The following is a 15,216-nucleotide window of genomic DNA, read 5'->3' as shown; positions in this document are numbered from 1 at the left end:
TAGTCGCTGCTCAGCCGTGGATCTGCCAACCCCGGGACTGCAGCGCCTCGGTCAGGGGTCCGGCGACCTGGGGCAGCACGTGGACCTCGGCCAGCCCGAACGGCAGGCCGATGCCGTGGTCGAGGCGCAGGTCCTCGAGGTTGACGCCCTCCTCACCGATCTCGGCGAGGAGGCGGGCCAGCTCGCCGGGACTGTCGTCGACGACGACGCTGACGACCGCATACGTCGCCGTGCCGGCCCCGTGCTTGCCCGGGATGCGCGAGTGCCCGGCGTTGCCGTCGGCGATGCTACGCGCCAGGACGGCACGGGCCCCGGGCGCGTCGGCGACGTTCGCCTCCCCGCCCAGGGCCTCCAGTGCGGCGACCACCCGGGTGACGTCCGCGGAGAGGTCGCGCAGGATCGCGGCGACGGCCGGAGCATTGCCGGAGAGGATCTGGGTCCACAGCCCGGGGTCGCTGGCCGCGATCCGGGTGACATCCCGCACCCCCTGACCGGCGAGCCCGATGGCCTGCTCGCTCAGGTGCTCCAGACGCGCGGCGACGAGGGAGGCCGCCACCTGCGGCACGTGCGAGACGGCGGCGACGGCGGCATCGTGGTCGTGCGGGCTGAGCGTGCTCACCGCTGCGCCGGTCGCCCGGGCGAGACGGCCCACGAGCTCGGTGGCCCGGGACTGCGTGGTCTCGTGCGGGCAGAGCACCCACGCCCGGCCCTCGAACAGGTCGGCACGGCCGCTGATCGCGCCCGATCGCTCGCGACCGGCCATCGGGTGGGAGCCCACGTACCGGTCCATCGGCACCCCGGACCGCACGATGTCGGCGAGCACGACCTGCTTGACCGACGTGACGTCGGTGACGACCGCCTCCGGCCACCTGCGCAACGCCTCCTGCACGAGCGTGGGGGCGACGTCGGGGGGCGTCGCGACGACCACCAGCCCGGGGGCCACCTCGCCGGTGATCCGCCCGGCCCCCAGGTCACGGGCCAGGGCCACCGAGGTCTCGGACTGGTCCTCGAGGGAGACGTCGACGCCGGTCGCCCGCAGTGCCAACCCGACACTCGTGCCGATCAGGCCGGTGCCGATGACGTGGACCGGCGGAAGCCCGGAGGCGGCCCCCTTCGGCTCGGCCGAGGTCGTCACAGCCCCGCAGCCTTGTACAGCTGACCGATCTCGTTGCGGTTGAGCGGTCGCCACCGACCCGACTTCGTCGAGCCGAGCGTGATCGGGCCGACCTGCGTGCGCACCAGCGAGAGCACCGGGTGGCCGACCTGCTCGAGCATCCGGCGCACGATGTGCTTGCGGCCCTCGTGGAGGATCACCTCGACGATCGCCTTGCCAGGTCGGGAGTCGATGATCCGGAAGGAGTCGACCGCGACCGGTCCGTCGTCGAGCTCGATGCCCTCGCGCAGGCGCTTGCCCAGATCCTTGGCCACCGGCCCGGGGACCTCGGCGACGTAGGTCTTCAGGACGCCGTGGGCGGGGTGCTGGAGGCGGTGCGCCAGGTCACCGTCGTTGGTGAGGATGAGCAGGCCCTCGGTGTCGGCGTCGAGCCGACCGACGTGGAAGAGCCGTTCAGGGCGTCCCGCGACGTAGTCACCGATGTTGAGCCGCCCGAGCTCGTCCGACATCGTCGTGACGACCCCCACCGGCTTGTTGAAGGCGAGGTAGACGCGCGACTCGTCCAGCTGCACGCGCTCGCCGTCGACGTGCACCGTCTGGTTGAGGGGGTCGATCCGCACCCCGAGCTCGGTGACCACGTGACCGTCGACCATCACGCGGCCATCGGTGATCAGCTCCTCGCAGGCCCGCCGGGAGCCGATGCCCGCGGCGGCCAGGACCTTCTGCAGTCGGGTGCCCCTGGGGTCGTGGACGTCGATCTCGGGTCCCTTGGGCTCCGGCGGCGCCAGGTCCGGCTGCCCGGGCCGGGTGCGCCCGGTCGTGCCGCGATCGGTCTGCTGGCGGCCCTGTCGGGAACGGCGGGGCTGGCCCGGGCCGCGGTTGGGGCCGCGACCGCTGGGGGCTCCGGAGCCACCGGAAGGGCGTCGGTTGCGGGGCGGGGTCATGGGCGGGCCTCACTCACGAGATCGTCGAGCACTGCTGCATCGGGGAGGTAGGGGGCGAGCGGGGGCAGGTCGTCCAGGGAGTTCAGTCCCATCCGCTCGAGGAAGTAGGGGGTCGTGCCGTAGAGGGTCGCGCCGGACTCCTCGTCCTTGCTGGCCTCGGTGATCAGGCCACGGGTGAGCAGGGTGCGCACCACGCCGTCGACGTTGACGCCGCGCACCGCGCCGACGCGGGCCCGCGAGACCGGTTGGCGGTAGGCGATGACCGCGAGGGTCTCCAGCGAGGCCCTGGTCAACCTTGCCTGCTGCCCGTCGAGCACGAAGCGCTCGACGACCGGCGCGTAGGCGGCGTGGCTGTAGAAGCGCCACCCACCGCCGACGTTGCGCACGGTGAAGCCGTGGTCACCGCTGGCGTACCGGGCCTCGATGTCCTCGAGGAGCGTGCGGACCTCCTCCACGGGCAGCTCCAGCACGGACGCGAGGGCGACGTCGGTCACGGGCTCCTCGACGACCATGAGGACGGCCTCGATCGCCCCCTTCGCTCCCCCGGGCAGCTCGCCGACGTCGAAGGCGACCTGGACGTCCTCGGCCACGGGCACGGGGACGACGTCCGTCCCCTCGGGGGGGTCGGCGTGGTCGGTGGACTCACTCATCGTTGCTCTCTCCATCATCGGGCGAAGGGGGCGACGCGTCCGCTTCGTCGAACTCGGCACCGACCTCCACGGTGCCATCGTCGCTGCCGGTCCACCGCACCTCCAGCTCGCCGAGCGCCTCCTGCTGGTCGAAGACGACCTGCTGGTCGCGGAAGAGCTCGAGCAGGGCCAGGAAGCGTGCGACGACCATCTGGGTGGAGTCCGCGTCCCGCACCAGCGTGCGGAAGGAGAGCGCTCCCTCGGCGCGCAGGCGGTCGACGACGAGGAGGGCCTGCTCGCGCACGCTCACGGCGGAGGCGTGCAGGTGGGTCACCCCGACGGTCTCCGGCTCCTTGGGGGTCAGCGTCCGTGCGGCCACCATCGCCAGCTGCTCCGGCGTGACGGTCATGACCAGCTCGGGCAGGAGCGTGGCGAGGTGCGGCTCGAGCCCGGCCTGTCGCGGCGTCATCCGGCCCGTCGTGGCCATGGTCGACTCGACGTGGTCGGCGACGTCCTTGAAGGCGCGGTACTGCAGCAGCCGGGCGAAGAGCAGGTCCCGGGCCTCGATCAGCTCCAGGTCCTCCTCGTCGGTCTCCCCGGTGTTGGGCAGCAGCCGGGACGCCTTGATGTCGAGCAGCGTCGCGGCGACGAGCAGGAACTCACTGGTCTGGCCCAGGTCCCAGGCGGGCTCGCTGGCCTGCAGTGCCCGCAGGTGTGCCATGAACTCGTCGGTGACCCTGGCCAGCGAGATCTCGGTGATGTCCAGCTGGTGCTTGGAGATCAGGCCGAGCAGCAGGTCGAAGGGCCCCTCGAAGTTGTCCAGGTGGACGGTGAAGGCCTTCTCGGACCCGCGTGTGGTGATGACCCCGCCGGGAACCGCGGTGTCAGCGCCGTCCACGGCCGTCAGGGCGACCCGCCGCGCGAGATGAGCTCGCGGGCCAGCTGTCGGTACGCGTTGGCGCCGGAGTGGCCGGTGGCGTAGGTGGTGATCGGCTCGGCGGCGAGCGTGGCGTCGGGGAACTTCACCGTGCGGGAGATGACGGTGTGGAAGACCTTGTCCCCGAAGTGCTCGACGACCGACTCGATGACCTCGCGGCTGTGCAGCGTGCGCCCGTCGTACATCGTCCCGAGGATCCCGTCGACGACCAGGGCCGGGTTGAGCCGGTCGGTGATCTTGTCGATGGTCTCCACCAGCAGGGCGACACCGCGCATGGCGAAGTACTCGGTCTCCAGCGGGATGATCACACCGTGGGCGGCCGTGAGCGCGTTGACGGTGAGCAGTCCGAGGGAGGGCTGGCAGTCGATGAGGATGACGTCGTAGTCGTCGACGACGGGACGCAGCACGCGGGTGAGGATCTGCTCGCGGGCGACCTCCCCGACGAGCTGGACCTCGGCGGCAGACAGGTCGATGTTGGCCGGGGCGACGTCCAGGCCCTCCACCGAGGTGTGCTGGATGATCTCGGTGATCTCGTGGCCGCGGGAGACGAGCAGGTCGTAGATCGTGATGTCGAGTGAGTGCGTGGGCACACCGAGGCCGACGGACAGCGCGCCCTGGGGGTCGAAGTCGACGAGCAGGACGCGACGTCCGGCCTCGACGAGTGCTGCACCGAGGTTGATCGTCGTGGTCGTCTTGCCGACCCCGCCCTTCTGGTTGCACATCGCGATGATGCGCGCCGGACCGTGGGAGGCCAGCGGCTGGGGCTCCGGGAAGGTGGGCAGGGGTCGACCGGTTGGCCCGTTCTGGGTCCATTCGTGCTCGATGTCGAGCGGCGGCGTCACCTCGGATGCCACAGTCGGATCACTCCATCGCGTCTCGCGTGCGTTCAGCGTCTCGCTGATCAGCGATGACACTATCAGCGCGCACGGGGGTGACTCTGCGCGTAGACCTCACGCAGCTGCTGGACGGTCACCATCGTGTAGATCTGCGTGGTCGTCACGGAGGCGTGCCCGAGCAGTTCCTGGACCACCCGCACATCGGCGCCGCCCTCCAGCAGGTGGGTCGCGAAGGAGTGCCGGAGCGTGTGCGGTGAGACGTGGCCGGTCAGGCCGGCGCGCTCGGCCGCGCCCGTGATGACCGCCCACGCGCTCTGCCGGGAGAGGCGAGCCCCTCGCTGGTTGACGAAGAGCGCGGGTCCGGCCCTCCCCTTCGCGCCCAGTGCCGGCCGGCCGCGCACCAGCCAACCGTCCACGGCGTCGCAGGCGTAGGAGCCGAGCGGAACGATCCGCTCCTTGCCGCCCTTGCCGAGAAGTCGCGCCGCCCCCGCCTCGAGATCGAGGTCGTCCACGTCGAGGCCGACGGCCTCGGAGATGCGCGCTCCCGTCCCGTACAGCACCTCGAGCAGGGCACGGTCACGCAGCGGCAACGCCCCGTCACCGACGCCGGCCGCGTCGAGCAGGCTCGTCACCTCCGCCACGCTGATGGCCTTCGGCAGGCGCGAAGGCGGCGTCGGTGGGGTGACCTCCCCGGCCGGGTCGTGCGTGGTCTCCCCCTCGAGCACGAGGAACTTGTGCAGTCCGCGCACGGCGGTGAGCGAACGGGCCGCCGAGCTGGCCGCCAGTGGTGGATGGTCCTGATCACCGGTGCGCAGGGAGGCGAGGAAGCCGGCGACGTGCGCCTCGGTGACCTGGTCCGGCGCGGTGACGCCCCGCGCGGCCAGGTGGTCGAGGTAGCGGCGTGAGTCGCGGGTGTAGGCCGTCAGGGTGTGGGCGGAGACTCCTCGCTCGACGTCCAGCTGCGTCAGCCAGGTCCGCACGGCCCGCTCCATGGGGGTCGTGCTCACGGACAGCGCTTCCCTTCCGCAGAGACGGTGGCGTCGTTGAGCCGTGGACACCCCATTGTGCCCACGGGTGGCGAAGCCACGACCGGGAGTTTAGGTCGCGGGTGTGACGGAGACCATGGTCGTGTCCGGATCGCAACAATCGCCTGCTCCGACCCGGTCACTCCCCCAGTCGCTCGACCTGCGGACGCAGGTCCTCCTGCGGGCACTGCCAGGTGGACGCCTGCGCATCGACCTGCTCGCCCGAGCGGATGTCCTTGACCTGGTCACCGGACTCCCCCGCCCCCGGGAACCACACGAACGGGATGCCCCGGCGCTCAGCGAAGCGAATCTGCTTGCCGAACTTCGCTGCGGCCGGCGCCACCTCGCACGGGATGCCCCGGGACCGCAGTGCGGTGGCCACCGCCACCGAGGCGGGCCGACTCCCTTCGTCCGTCACGGCCACGAGGACCGCGCTCGGCGACCTGCGGCTGGCGCCGACCAGCCCCTTGCCGATCAGCAGGCCGAGCAGTCGGGAGAGGCCGATGGAGATGCCGACGCCCGGGTAGGTGTTCTTGCCGTCGCTGGCGAGCTCGTCGTAGCGGCCGCCGGAGCAGAACGAGCCCCACGACTCGTACCCGACGAGCTGGGTCTCGTAGACCGTGCCGGTGTAGTAGTCGAGTCCTCGCGCGATGCGCAGGTCGGCGACCATCGCGCCGGGCGCGGCTGCGGCGCCGGTCTCGATGACGGCCGACAGCGCCGCGAGGCCCTCGTCGAGGACCGGGTGCTCCACGCCGAGGTCGCGGACACGCTCGACGAAGGAGGTGTCCGGCGTGCGGATCGCCGCCAGGTCGAGGCAGGCCCGTGCCTGCTCGGGCGTGTTCCCGGCCTCGACGAGCAGGCCTGCGACCGTGTCCGGACCGATCTTGTCCAGCTTGTCGACGATGCGCAGGGTGCCCGCCACGTCGTCGATCCCCAGACCACGGTAGAAGCCCTCGGGGATCTTGCGGTTGTTGACCTGGATGATCATCTCGGGGATGGGCAGCCCGGCGAAGACCTCGGCCATGACCAGCGGCATCTCGGCCTCGAAGTGGGGCGCGAGATCCCCCACGTCGACGACGTCGATGTCGCACTGGGTGAACTCGCGGTAGCGCCCCTCCTGGGGACGCTCGCCGCGCCAGACCTTCTGGATCTGGTGACGCCGGAAGGGAAAGGTCAACCGTCCCGCGTTCTCCACCACGTAGCGGGCGAAGGGAACGGTCAGGTCGAAGTGCAGCCCGAGCTCGGTCTCGCCGTGCCCTTCGGCCCCGCCGCCGTCGGCGAGTCGGTGGATGCCGTAGATCTCCTTGTCGGCGTCACCGCCCTTGCCGAGCAGTCGTTCCACGGGCTCGACCGAGCGGGTCTCGATCGATGGGAATCCGTGCAGCTCGAAGGTGGCCCGGATGACGTCGAGGAAGTGCTGCTCGATGATCCGCTGCTCGGGCAGGTACTCCGGGAACCCGGAGAGGGGGGTGACCTTCGTCGGTCGGGGGTTGCTCATCACAGTCCTTGCAGGTGCGGGTTGGTCGCCTTCTCTCGCGCGAGCGTCGTCGCCGGGCCGTGGCCGGGCAGGACGAGGCTGGAGTCGGGCCGCGGATGGACGACATCGCGAAGGGAGCGCTGCATGGCCTCCGCCGACCCGCCGGGCAGGTCCGTCCGGCCGATCGACCCGGCGAAGAGCACGTCACCGGTGATCAGGGTGCGGTCGACCTCGGCCTCGTCGGGGATCCCTTCGGGCAGCCCGGGGAGGGAGAACATCACCGATCCCTCGGTGTGGCCCGGCGCGTGGAGGACCTCCAGGTCGATGCCCGCCACCGAGACGGTCTGGCTGTCGGTGATCTCGACGACGTGCTCGGGCTCGCGCCAGGTCGCCTTCGTACCGAACTGCTGCTCGAGCATCCCGGTCAGCTGCTCCCCCAGCGATGAGCTGCCCAGTGGGTCCACGAGGCGGTAGCGGTCGTCGGAGTGGATGTAGGCGGCGAGTTCTCCGCCACACACCGGGGTGACCGAGTAGACGTGGTCGACGTGGCCGTGGGTCAGCAGTACCGCAGCCGGCTTGAGGCGGTGTGTCGTGAGCACCTCGCGCAGGGTCTCCTCGATCCCGATACCGGGGTCGACGACGAGGCACTCCTCGCCGGGTCCGTCCGCGAGGACATAGCAGTTCGTTCCGAAGGCCTGCGCCGGGAAGGAGATGGTGAGCACGGACCAAACCCTACGTGGGGCCACTCATCCGGCGCGCGAATGGGTAGCCTCGGGGGGGTGAGCGACGAGACAGATGCACCGCGCCCCACGGCGCCATCGCCAGCAGCCCTGGCCAAGCTGGCCCCGACCCGACCGACCGTGACCCCGGCCCCCGAGATCCAGGGCGTCACGGACGACCACAGTGCCTCCGCGGCCTTCGGCCGGGCCGACGAGGAAGGACGGGTCTTCGTCCGTGACGGTGAGGAGGAACGAGAGGTCGGCTCCTACCCCGGCGCCTCACCGGACGAGGCCCTGCACTACTTCGCCCGCAAGTACGACGAGCTCTTCGCCTCCGCACGTCTGCTGCGTCAGCGCCTCGATTCCCCCGAGGTCACCGCCAAGGAGGTCGCCGACGGCCTGAAGTCGCTGCACGAGCACGCGGACAAGCCCAATGTGGTCGGTGACCTACCGGCTCTGGCCGCCCTCATCGCCGAGGTCGACACGGGCCTGGCCGAGAAGCGTCGCCACGAGGCCACCGAGCGGGCCGCTGCGAAGAAGGTGGCCGCGGCAGAGCGCGAGGTCATCGTCGCCGAGGCGGAGAAGATCGCCGCACAGCCGGTGGAGAAGGTCCAGTGGAAGCAGTCCACGGCGCGGATGCGTGAGTTGCTCGATGAGTGGAAGGCGCACCAGCGGGGCAAGGTCCGGCTGGACAAGGATGTCGAGGGGCCGCTCTGGCAACGCTTCTCCAAGGCTCGCAACGGCTTCGACAAGGCGCGCCGGGCCCACTTCGCCAAGCTCGAGCAGTCCCGTGGCGAGATCAAGGCGAAGAAGGAGGAGCTGGTCGTCGAGGCTGAGCGCATGTCCTCCTCGACCGACTGGAACGCCACCGCGGGCGCCTACAAGCGCCTGATGGACCAGTGGCGCCGGACCGGCCGCGCGGGTCGTGCCGACGACGACCGGCTCTGGGAGAGATTCCGGACCGCCCAGGACACCTTCTTCAACGCGAAGGACGCCGAGGCGGCCAAGGAGGACGAGTCCTTCCGGGGCAACCTCGAGGTCAAGGAGGGCATCCTCGCCGAGGCGGAGGCACTCCTGCCCATCAAGGATCTGGAGAAGGCCAAGGCCGCCCTGCGAGACATCCAGGAGCGCTGGGAGGCCGCAGGCAAGGTGCCGCGGAGCGACATCGACCGCATGGAGAAGGGAATGCGCCGGGTCGAGCAGACCGTGCGCGAGGCCGAGGACAAGAAGTGGTCCTCGGTCAACCCCGAGAAGTCCGCCAGGGCCGCCTCGATGGTCGCCCAGCTCGACTCGAAGGTCACCGACCTCGAGGACGACCTGGCCAGGGCCGAGGCGAAGGGCGATTCCTCCCGTGCCGCCAGGCTGCGTGAGCAGATCGACGCGCAGCGGATGTGGCTGGACCAGGCCCGCAAGGGCCTGGACGAGTTCGGCGGCTGACCTCCACACCCAACCGTCACGGGGAGCCCCGGGACCACGACACGGTCGGTCTCGGGGCTCCCGCCATGACTTGGCGCCGTGGCGCGCCGCAGGCGGGTCAGTCCTTGCTGGGCAGCTGACCGCCGGTGATGCGGAAGGCGTCGAAGACCGACTCGGTGCGCTTCACCTGCTGGATGACGTGGCTCAGGTGTCCGGTGTCACCCATCTCGAAGGTGAAGCGCAGGATCGCCACGCGGTTGCGGGAGGTGTGCACGGCGGCGGAGAGGATGTTCACGCCCGACTCGGACAGCACCCTGGTGACGTCGGAGAGCAGCGCGGAGCGGTCCAGGGCCTCCACCTGGACCTGCACGAGGAAGAGGCTCGAGCTGCTCGGGGCCCACTCGACCTCGATGAACCGCTCCGGTTCCTTCTGCAGCGACTTGGCATTCGTGCAGTCGGTGCGGTGCACGGATACACCGTTGCCGCGGGTGATGAAGCCCATGATGTCGTCGCCGGGGACCGGCGTGCAGCACTTGGCGAGCTTGACCCACATGTCGTCGACACCCTTGACGACGACGCCCGGGTCAGCGTCACTGCGTCGATGACGGGTCGGCCCGGGCAACGTGCCCTCGGCCAGGTCCTCGGTGGCTCCGTCCTCACCGCCGGCGGCCGCGATCAGCCGTGACACCACGTGCTGGGCGGAGACGTGCCCCTCCCCGACCGCGGCGTAGAGACCGTCGACGTCCTGGCGCCGCAGTTCGCTCGCGACGGCGGTCAGGCTCTCCACCGACAGGATCCGCTGCAGCGGCACGTTCTGCTTGCGCACGGCCTTGGCGATGGCCTCCTTGCCGGAGTCGACCATCTCCTCCCGGCGCTCCTTGGTGAACCACTGCTTGATCTTGTTGCGGGCCCGCGCCGAACGCACGAAGTTCAGCCAGTCCCGCGAGGGACCGGCGCCCTCGGCCTTGGAGGTGAGCACCTCCACCGCGTCGCCGTTGTCCAGCGCCGAGTCCAGCGGCACCAGTCGGCCGTTGACCCGCGCACCGATGCACCGGTGGCCGACCTCGGTGTGCACCGCGTAGGCGAAGTCCACGGCCGTGGAACCGGCGGGCAGGGCGATGACCTGCCCCTTGGGGGTGAAGGCGTAGACCTCGTTCGTGCTGATCTCGTAGCGCAGTGAGTCCAGGAACTCACTGGGGTCGGCCGTCTCGCGCTGCCAGTCCAGCAGCTGGCGCAGCCAGGCCATCTCCCCGACCTGCCCGTCATCGACGTGGCCGCTGTCGGGGCTCGCCCGGTCCTTGTACTTCCAGTGCGCCGCGACGCCGTACTCGGCGCGGCGGTGCATCTGGTGGGTCCGGATCTGGATCTCGACCGGCTTGCCCTGCGGACCGATGACGGTCGTGTGCAGCGACTGGTACATGTTGAACTTCGGCAACGAGATGTAGTCCTTGAACCTCCCGGGAAGGGGGTTCCACCGGGCGTGCAGCGCACCGAGCGCCGCGTAGCAGTCCCGGACCGTGTCGACGAGGACACGCACCGCCACGAGGTCGTAGATCTCGCCGAACTCCCGACCACCGACGATCATCTTCTGGTACACGGAGTAGTAGTGCTTCGGTCGACCCGTGACGGTCGCCTTGATCCTGGCCTCACGAAGGTCCAGCACGACCTGGGACCGGACGGTGGCGAGGTACTCCTCCCGGGCGGGTGCCCGCTCGGCGACCAGGCGCACGATCTCCTCGTAGACCTTGGGGTACAGGGTTGCGAAGGACAGGTCCTCCAGCTCCCACTTGATGGTGTTCATCCCCAGGCGGTGCGCCAGCGGCGCGTAGATCTCGAGCGTCTCCTGCGCCTTGCGCTGAGCCGACTGCGCTGACACGTACCGCCAGGTGCGGGCGTTGTGCAGTCGGTCGGCGAGCTTGATCACGAGTACCCGGATGTCCCGGGCCATCGCGACGATCATCTTGCGCACGGTCTCGGCCTGCGCGCTCTCGCCGTAGGTGACCTTGTCCAGCTTGGTCACGCCGTCGACGAGCTTGGCCACCTCTGCCCCGAACTCCTCCTCGAGGTCGTCGAGGCCGTAGTCGGTGTCCTCGACCGTGTCGTGGAGCAGCGCCGCGGCGAGCGTCAGCGGGGTCATACCCAGCTCGGCCAGGATGGTCGTCACGGCGAGTGGGTGCGTGATGTAGGGGTCGCCGCTCTTGCGTCGCTGCCCGCGGTGCTTCTCCTCGGCGACGTCGTACGCCCGCTCGATGATCGACAGGTCGGCCTTGGGGTGGCTCTGCCGCACGATCGTCAGCAGCGGGTCGAGCACCCCGGGAGTGGCTGCCCGGCCGCCGCCGATCCGGGCCAGGGAGGCGCGCGCCAGTGACCGCGGGGAGAACCCGCCGGTACTCGTGTTGCGCTCACTCATGCAGAGAGCCTAGACGGTCACCAGGCTCCGCACGGTGTACCCCTCGAGAAGTGTTCGTCCGTCGAGCGCTGCGATCTCCGTCAGCACCTCAACCGCGACCACACGTCCTCCGCACAGCTCGATGAGCCGACAGCCTGCGGCTGCCGTGCCCCCGGTCGCGAGGACGTCGTCGACGACGAGCACCCGAGCGCCCTCGGGAAGGTCCTCGGCATGCAACTCGACCCGCGCGCTGCCGTACTCCAGGTCGTAGTCGACACCCAGCGTCGGGCCGGGCAGCTTGCCCGCCTTGCGCACCGGCAGGAAGCCAACACCCAGGTGCAGGGCGACCGCAGCGCCGAAGATGAATCCGCGTGCCTCGAGCCCTGCGACGAGATCGACCCGGTCCCGGTACGGGTCCGCGTGCGCTCGGACCGCCTCGGCGAGCAGATCGCCGTCCGCCAGGACGGGGGTGATGTCCTTGAAGGTCACCCCCGGCTGCGGGAAGTCCTCGACATCGCGCATGGTCGCGAGGATCCGTTCGGCCAGGGACCCGCCCATCAGCCGCGCCGCCGCTTGCGGGGCGTCTTCTTCGGCTGGTTGCGCGGTCCTGCCGACTGGGCGTACTTATGCACCTTGCGTCCGGTGACCGTCTGCGCCTCGCCCTCGGCCGGCGCGGCAACACCGCCGACGGTCGAGGGCGGTGAGGCGGCCGAATCCCCCTTCGCCGCCGTGGCCGGGCCCGACGCAGCGGAGACCGGCGCGAACTGCGGCCCCGTGGTCGCGGTCCGCTCCTGCTCCCGCCTCGTGCGGGCCTGGAACTTCTCGGCGTCCTCGGCGAGCCGGACCACCTCGGGGTCCTTGCGCCGCAGGTCGACGAGCAGGGGCGTGGCGATGAAGATCGAGGACAACGCACCCACCGACATGCCGATGAAGAGGGCGAGCGAGAGGTCGAGCAGCGTACCGGGGCCCAAGTAGGCGAACCCGATGACGAGTACCGCGATGATCGGCAGAACGGCGATGACCGTGGTGTTGATCGAGCGCACGAGGGTCTGGTTCACGGCCAGGTTGGCTGCCTCGGCGAAGCTCTTGCGCCGGTTGGAGAACGCCGCACGGGTGTTCTCCTTGACGTGGTCGAAGACGACGACCGTGTCGTAGAGGGAGTAGCCCAGGACGGTGAGGAAGCCGATCAGCGTCGCCGGGGACACCTCGAAGCCGACCCAGGTGTAGATGCCGACCGTGATCAGCATGTCGTGGGCGAGAGCCACCATCGACGAGACGGCCATCTTCCAGTTGCGGTAGTACAGCGTCATCATCAGCGTCGTCAGCAGCAGGAAGACCACCAGGGCCCGAAGTGCCTGCTTGCTCACCGACGCGCCCCACGAGGGGCCGATGAGGTTCGAGCTGATCTGGTTGGCATCCACGTCGAAGGACGCGGCCAGTGCGTCGCTGACGTCGCGGACCTGGTCGGCCGCCAGTTCCTCGGTCTGGACGCGCACGGTGTCCCCGCCGACCGTGGACACGTTCGCGGACGCCGCGTTGCCGGCGACCTCACGGACTGCATCGGTCGCGCGGGACTCGTAGTCACCGGGCGTCTGCTGGGTGGCCACCCGGAACTCCGACCCACCCGTGAACTCCAGGGAGAAGTTCAACGGTCGCACGACGAAGCCGAGGGCGGCGACCACCATGATCACGACCGAGACCTTGTACCAGGTCTTGGACCGGCCGACGAAGTTGAACGATCGGGCACCCGTGTAGAGGTCGTTGCCCCAGTCCGCCAAGCGACTCATCAGGCGTTCCCTCCTGTCGGGCGGACGGCCGGGTCGATGTCGACCTGGCCACGTCCTCGATAGCGCAGCTTGGCCTCCCGCAGCGTGTTCACGTCGAAGCCGGACCACGGGTGGCCGGAGGCGAAGAAGGTGTTCCTCGCGAGGATCGTGAGCATCGGGTGGGTGAAGAGCCAGAAGATCGCCAGGTCGATCAGCGTCGTCAGGCCCAGGGTGAAGGCGAAGCCACGCACCCCGGAGCTGGCGAGGACGTACAGGACGACCGCCGCGATGAAGTTGACGCCGTCCGCGACGAGGATGGTGCCCTTGGCCCGGGCCCAACCCGCCTCGACCGCGGCGCGCAGGTTGCGCCCCTCACGCAGCTCGTCCCTGACTCTCTCGAAGTAGACGATGAAGCTGTCCGCGGTGACACCGATGGCGATGATCAGGCCCGTCACCCCTGCCATGTCGAGCCGATAGTTGTACCCCCACGACAACAGGGCGATGGCCAGGTAGGTGATCCCGAAGGCGACGACCATGGAACCGACCACGACGATCGACAGGGCGCGGTACTGCACGAGCGCGTACAGCAGCACGATGAAGAGGCCGATGATGCCGGCCATGATGCCGAAGCGCAGCTGGTCGGAGCCCAACGTGGGGCTGATCTCCTGGCGGGTCTGCAGGTCGAAGGAGATCGGGAGCGCGCCGAACTTCAGTGACTGCGCGAGGCTGCGCGCCTCCTCGATGTCGAACCCCGTGATGCTCGCACGTCCGCTCGGGATGGCCTCGTTGAAGCCCGGCGCGATGAGGACCTGCGAGTCGAGCACGGCCGCCAGGGCGTTGTACGACCCCGGGGGGTTGACCGGCGATGCCGAGTTGAGCGGCTGCATGCCGACCATCTCCTGGGAGACCTGCTTGTACTTCTCCCGGCCGTCGCTGGTGAGCGTCAGCGAGATCTCCGGGTTGTTGGTCTGGGCGCCCTGCGGGCTGACCTGGTAGCCGGCCTCGGCATCGGCGATGTCCTTGCCGGGGACGACCACGGGCCCCAGCACGTACTTCAGCGCACCGTCCTGCGAGCAGGCCACGATGGGGTCCTTCGTCGCCACGGGCGCCTGGGCCGGCGGCTCCGAGCAGTCGAGCTCCTGGAAGGTGTTCCACAGCTCGGTCGACACGTGGTTGGGGTCCATCGGACCCGTCGGCTCGCCGGACGGGGTCCAGTCGATCCCGGCAGCGGGGTCCTCAGCCGGCTCGCCCCCGCTCGTCGAGGGCGTCGCGCCCTGGCCCGGGTCCGTCTCGCCCGAGGTGGACGACTGCGTGGGGTCGTCCGAGGACGGCGTCGGCTCGGCGGTCGTCTCCACGGACTGCGCGCCGCCGTCGGAGGACGGCGACTCGGAGGTCTTCTCGTCGGGGGACGGCGACTCGGAGGTCTTCTCGTCGGAGGACGGCGACTCGGAGGTCTTCCCGTCGGATGCCTTCTCCTCGTCGGACGTCGCGCCCTCGCCCGTCCCGGGCGTTGGTGACTCGGTGCCCGACGGGGTCGGCTCGGCGGCCTTCGTGCTGCCGATGGCGGTGGCCAGGACCGGACGGAACTGCATCTGCGACGAGGCGGAGATGGCCTGCTCCTGCTCCTCCGTCAGGGAGCCCGGCACGGCGACCACGATGTTCGTGTCACCCTGCGTGGTCACCTCGGCGCCGGCGGTGCCCTGGGAGTCGATGCGCTGGACGATGATGTCGCGCGCCTGGGCCAGCTGCTCCGCCGAGACCTCGCCGCCCTCCACCCTCGGTTCGAGGATGATCTGGGTGCCGCCGGCCAGGTCCAGGCCCAGTCGGGGGGCCCACGTCGCGCTGTGCTTGGCCACGCCGTAGCCGAGCGCTCCGACGAGCACGAGGATGCCCACGAAGAGCCAGATCAGTGTGCGGGCGGCCTTGTCCTTGCGGGCAGCGTCCTTGCTGCGGCGAGCCTCCAC

At 70.1% G+C, this 15,216-nt stretch carries 13 protein-coding genes; 1 reads left to right on the top strand and 12 read right to left on the bottom strand.

Annotation, left to right across the window (positions count from 1 at the left end; genetic code table 11):
* Positions 1-10 precede the first annotated feature (10 nt).
* From V1351_RS07920 to V1351_RS07885, 8 genes are all read right to left on the bottom strand, one after another.
* On the bottom strand, positions 11-1,135 hold the full coding sequence (locus V1351_RS07920) for a prephenate dehydrogenase (protein WP_338752375.1): 1,125 nt from the start codon (positions 1,133-1,135) through the stop codon (positions 11-13).
* On the bottom strand, positions 1,132-2,058 hold the full coding sequence (locus V1351_RS07915) for a pseudouridine synthase (RefSeq protein WP_338752374.1): 927 nt from the start codon (positions 2,056-2,058) through the stop codon (positions 1,132-1,134). The genes V1351_RS07920 and V1351_RS07915 overlap by 4 nt, the downstream gene beginning before the upstream one ends.
* A complete protein-coding gene (gene scpB, locus V1351_RS07910) occupies positions 2,055-2,708 on the bottom strand; it encodes an SMC-Scp complex subunit ScpB (protein ID WP_338752373.1) in 654 nt (217 codons plus the stop codon). Before scpB ends, V1351_RS07915 begins: the two co-directional genes overlap by 4 nt.
* Entirely contained in the window at positions 2,701-3,594 is an 894-nt protein-coding gene (locus tag V1351_RS07905; protein ID WP_422389025.1) for a segregation and condensation protein A, read from the bottom strand. The genes scpB and V1351_RS07905 overlap by 8 nt, the downstream gene beginning before the upstream one ends.
* Complete coding sequence (locus V1351_RS07900) at positions 3,591-4,466, bottom strand: ParA family protein (RefSeq protein ID WP_422389024.1); 876 nt, start codon at positions 4,464-4,466, stop codon at positions 3,591-3,593. Before V1351_RS07900 ends, V1351_RS07905 begins: the two co-directional genes overlap by 4 nt.
* Positions 4,467-4,540: 74 nt before the next feature.
* Positions 4,541-5,452 (bottom strand): site-specific tyrosine recombinase XerD, encoded by a 912-nt coding sequence (locus tag V1351_RS07895; RefSeq protein ID WP_338752482.1) that lies wholly within the window; start codon positions 5,450-5,452, stop codon positions 4,541-4,543.
* 172 nt (positions 5,453-5,624) lie between these two features.
* Positions 5,625-6,983, bottom strand: coding sequence for a histidine--tRNA ligase (gene hisS / locus V1351_RS07890; RefSeq protein WP_338752368.1), 1,359 nt, complete (start codon positions 6,981-6,983; stop codon positions 5,625-5,627).
* On the bottom strand, positions 6,983-7,684 hold the full coding sequence (locus V1351_RS07885) for an MBL fold metallo-hydrolase (RefSeq protein WP_338752366.1): 702 nt from the start codon (positions 7,682-7,684) through the stop codon (positions 6,983-6,985). The genes hisS and V1351_RS07885 overlap by 1 nt, the downstream gene beginning before the upstream one ends.
* A 57-nt stretch (positions 7,685-7,741) precedes the next feature.
* Between V1351_RS07885 and V1351_RS07880 the strand changes: the two genes are divergently transcribed.
* Positions 7,742-9,118, top strand: coding sequence for a DUF349 domain-containing protein (locus tag V1351_RS07880; protein ID WP_338752364.1), 1,377 nt, complete (start codon positions 7,742-7,744; stop codon positions 9,116-9,118).
* Positions 9,119-9,215: 97 nt separating this feature from the next.
* Here V1351_RS07880 and V1351_RS07875 read toward each other — a convergent pair whose 3' ends face one another.
* The 4 genes from V1351_RS07875 to secD are packed head-to-tail and all read right to left on the bottom strand — an operon-like array spanning position 9,216 to position 15,216.
* On the bottom strand, positions 9,216-11,507 hold the full coding sequence (locus V1351_RS07875; protein ID WP_338752363.1) for a RelA/SpoT family protein: 2,292 nt from the start codon (positions 11,505-11,507) through the stop codon (positions 9,216-9,218).
* A 9-nt stretch (positions 11,508-11,516) separates the two neighbouring features.
* Entirely contained in the window at positions 11,517-12,044 is a 528-nt protein-coding gene (locus V1351_RS07870) for an adenine phosphoribosyltransferase (RefSeq protein WP_338752361.1), read from the bottom strand.
* Positions 12,044-13,273 (bottom strand): protein translocase subunit SecF, encoded by a 1,230-nt coding sequence (gene secF / locus V1351_RS07865; RefSeq protein WP_338752359.1) that lies wholly within the window; start codon positions 13,271-13,273, stop codon positions 12,044-12,046. The genes V1351_RS07870 and secF overlap by 1 nt, the downstream gene beginning before the upstream one ends.
* Entirely contained in the window at positions 13,273-15,216 is a 1,944-nt protein-coding gene (secD, locus tag V1351_RS07860; protein WP_338752357.1) for a protein translocase subunit SecD, read from the bottom strand. The genes secF and secD overlap by 1 nt, the downstream gene beginning before the upstream one ends.

It is taken from the genome of Janibacter sp. A1S7, assembly GCF_037198315.1.
Taxonomy (GTDB): domain Bacteria; phylum Actinomycetota; class Actinomycetes; order Actinomycetales; family Dermatophilaceae; genus Janibacter; species Janibacter alittae.
Note: the sequence above shows the minus strand (reverse complement) of the source record. Positions and strands in the feature narration are given on the sequence as shown.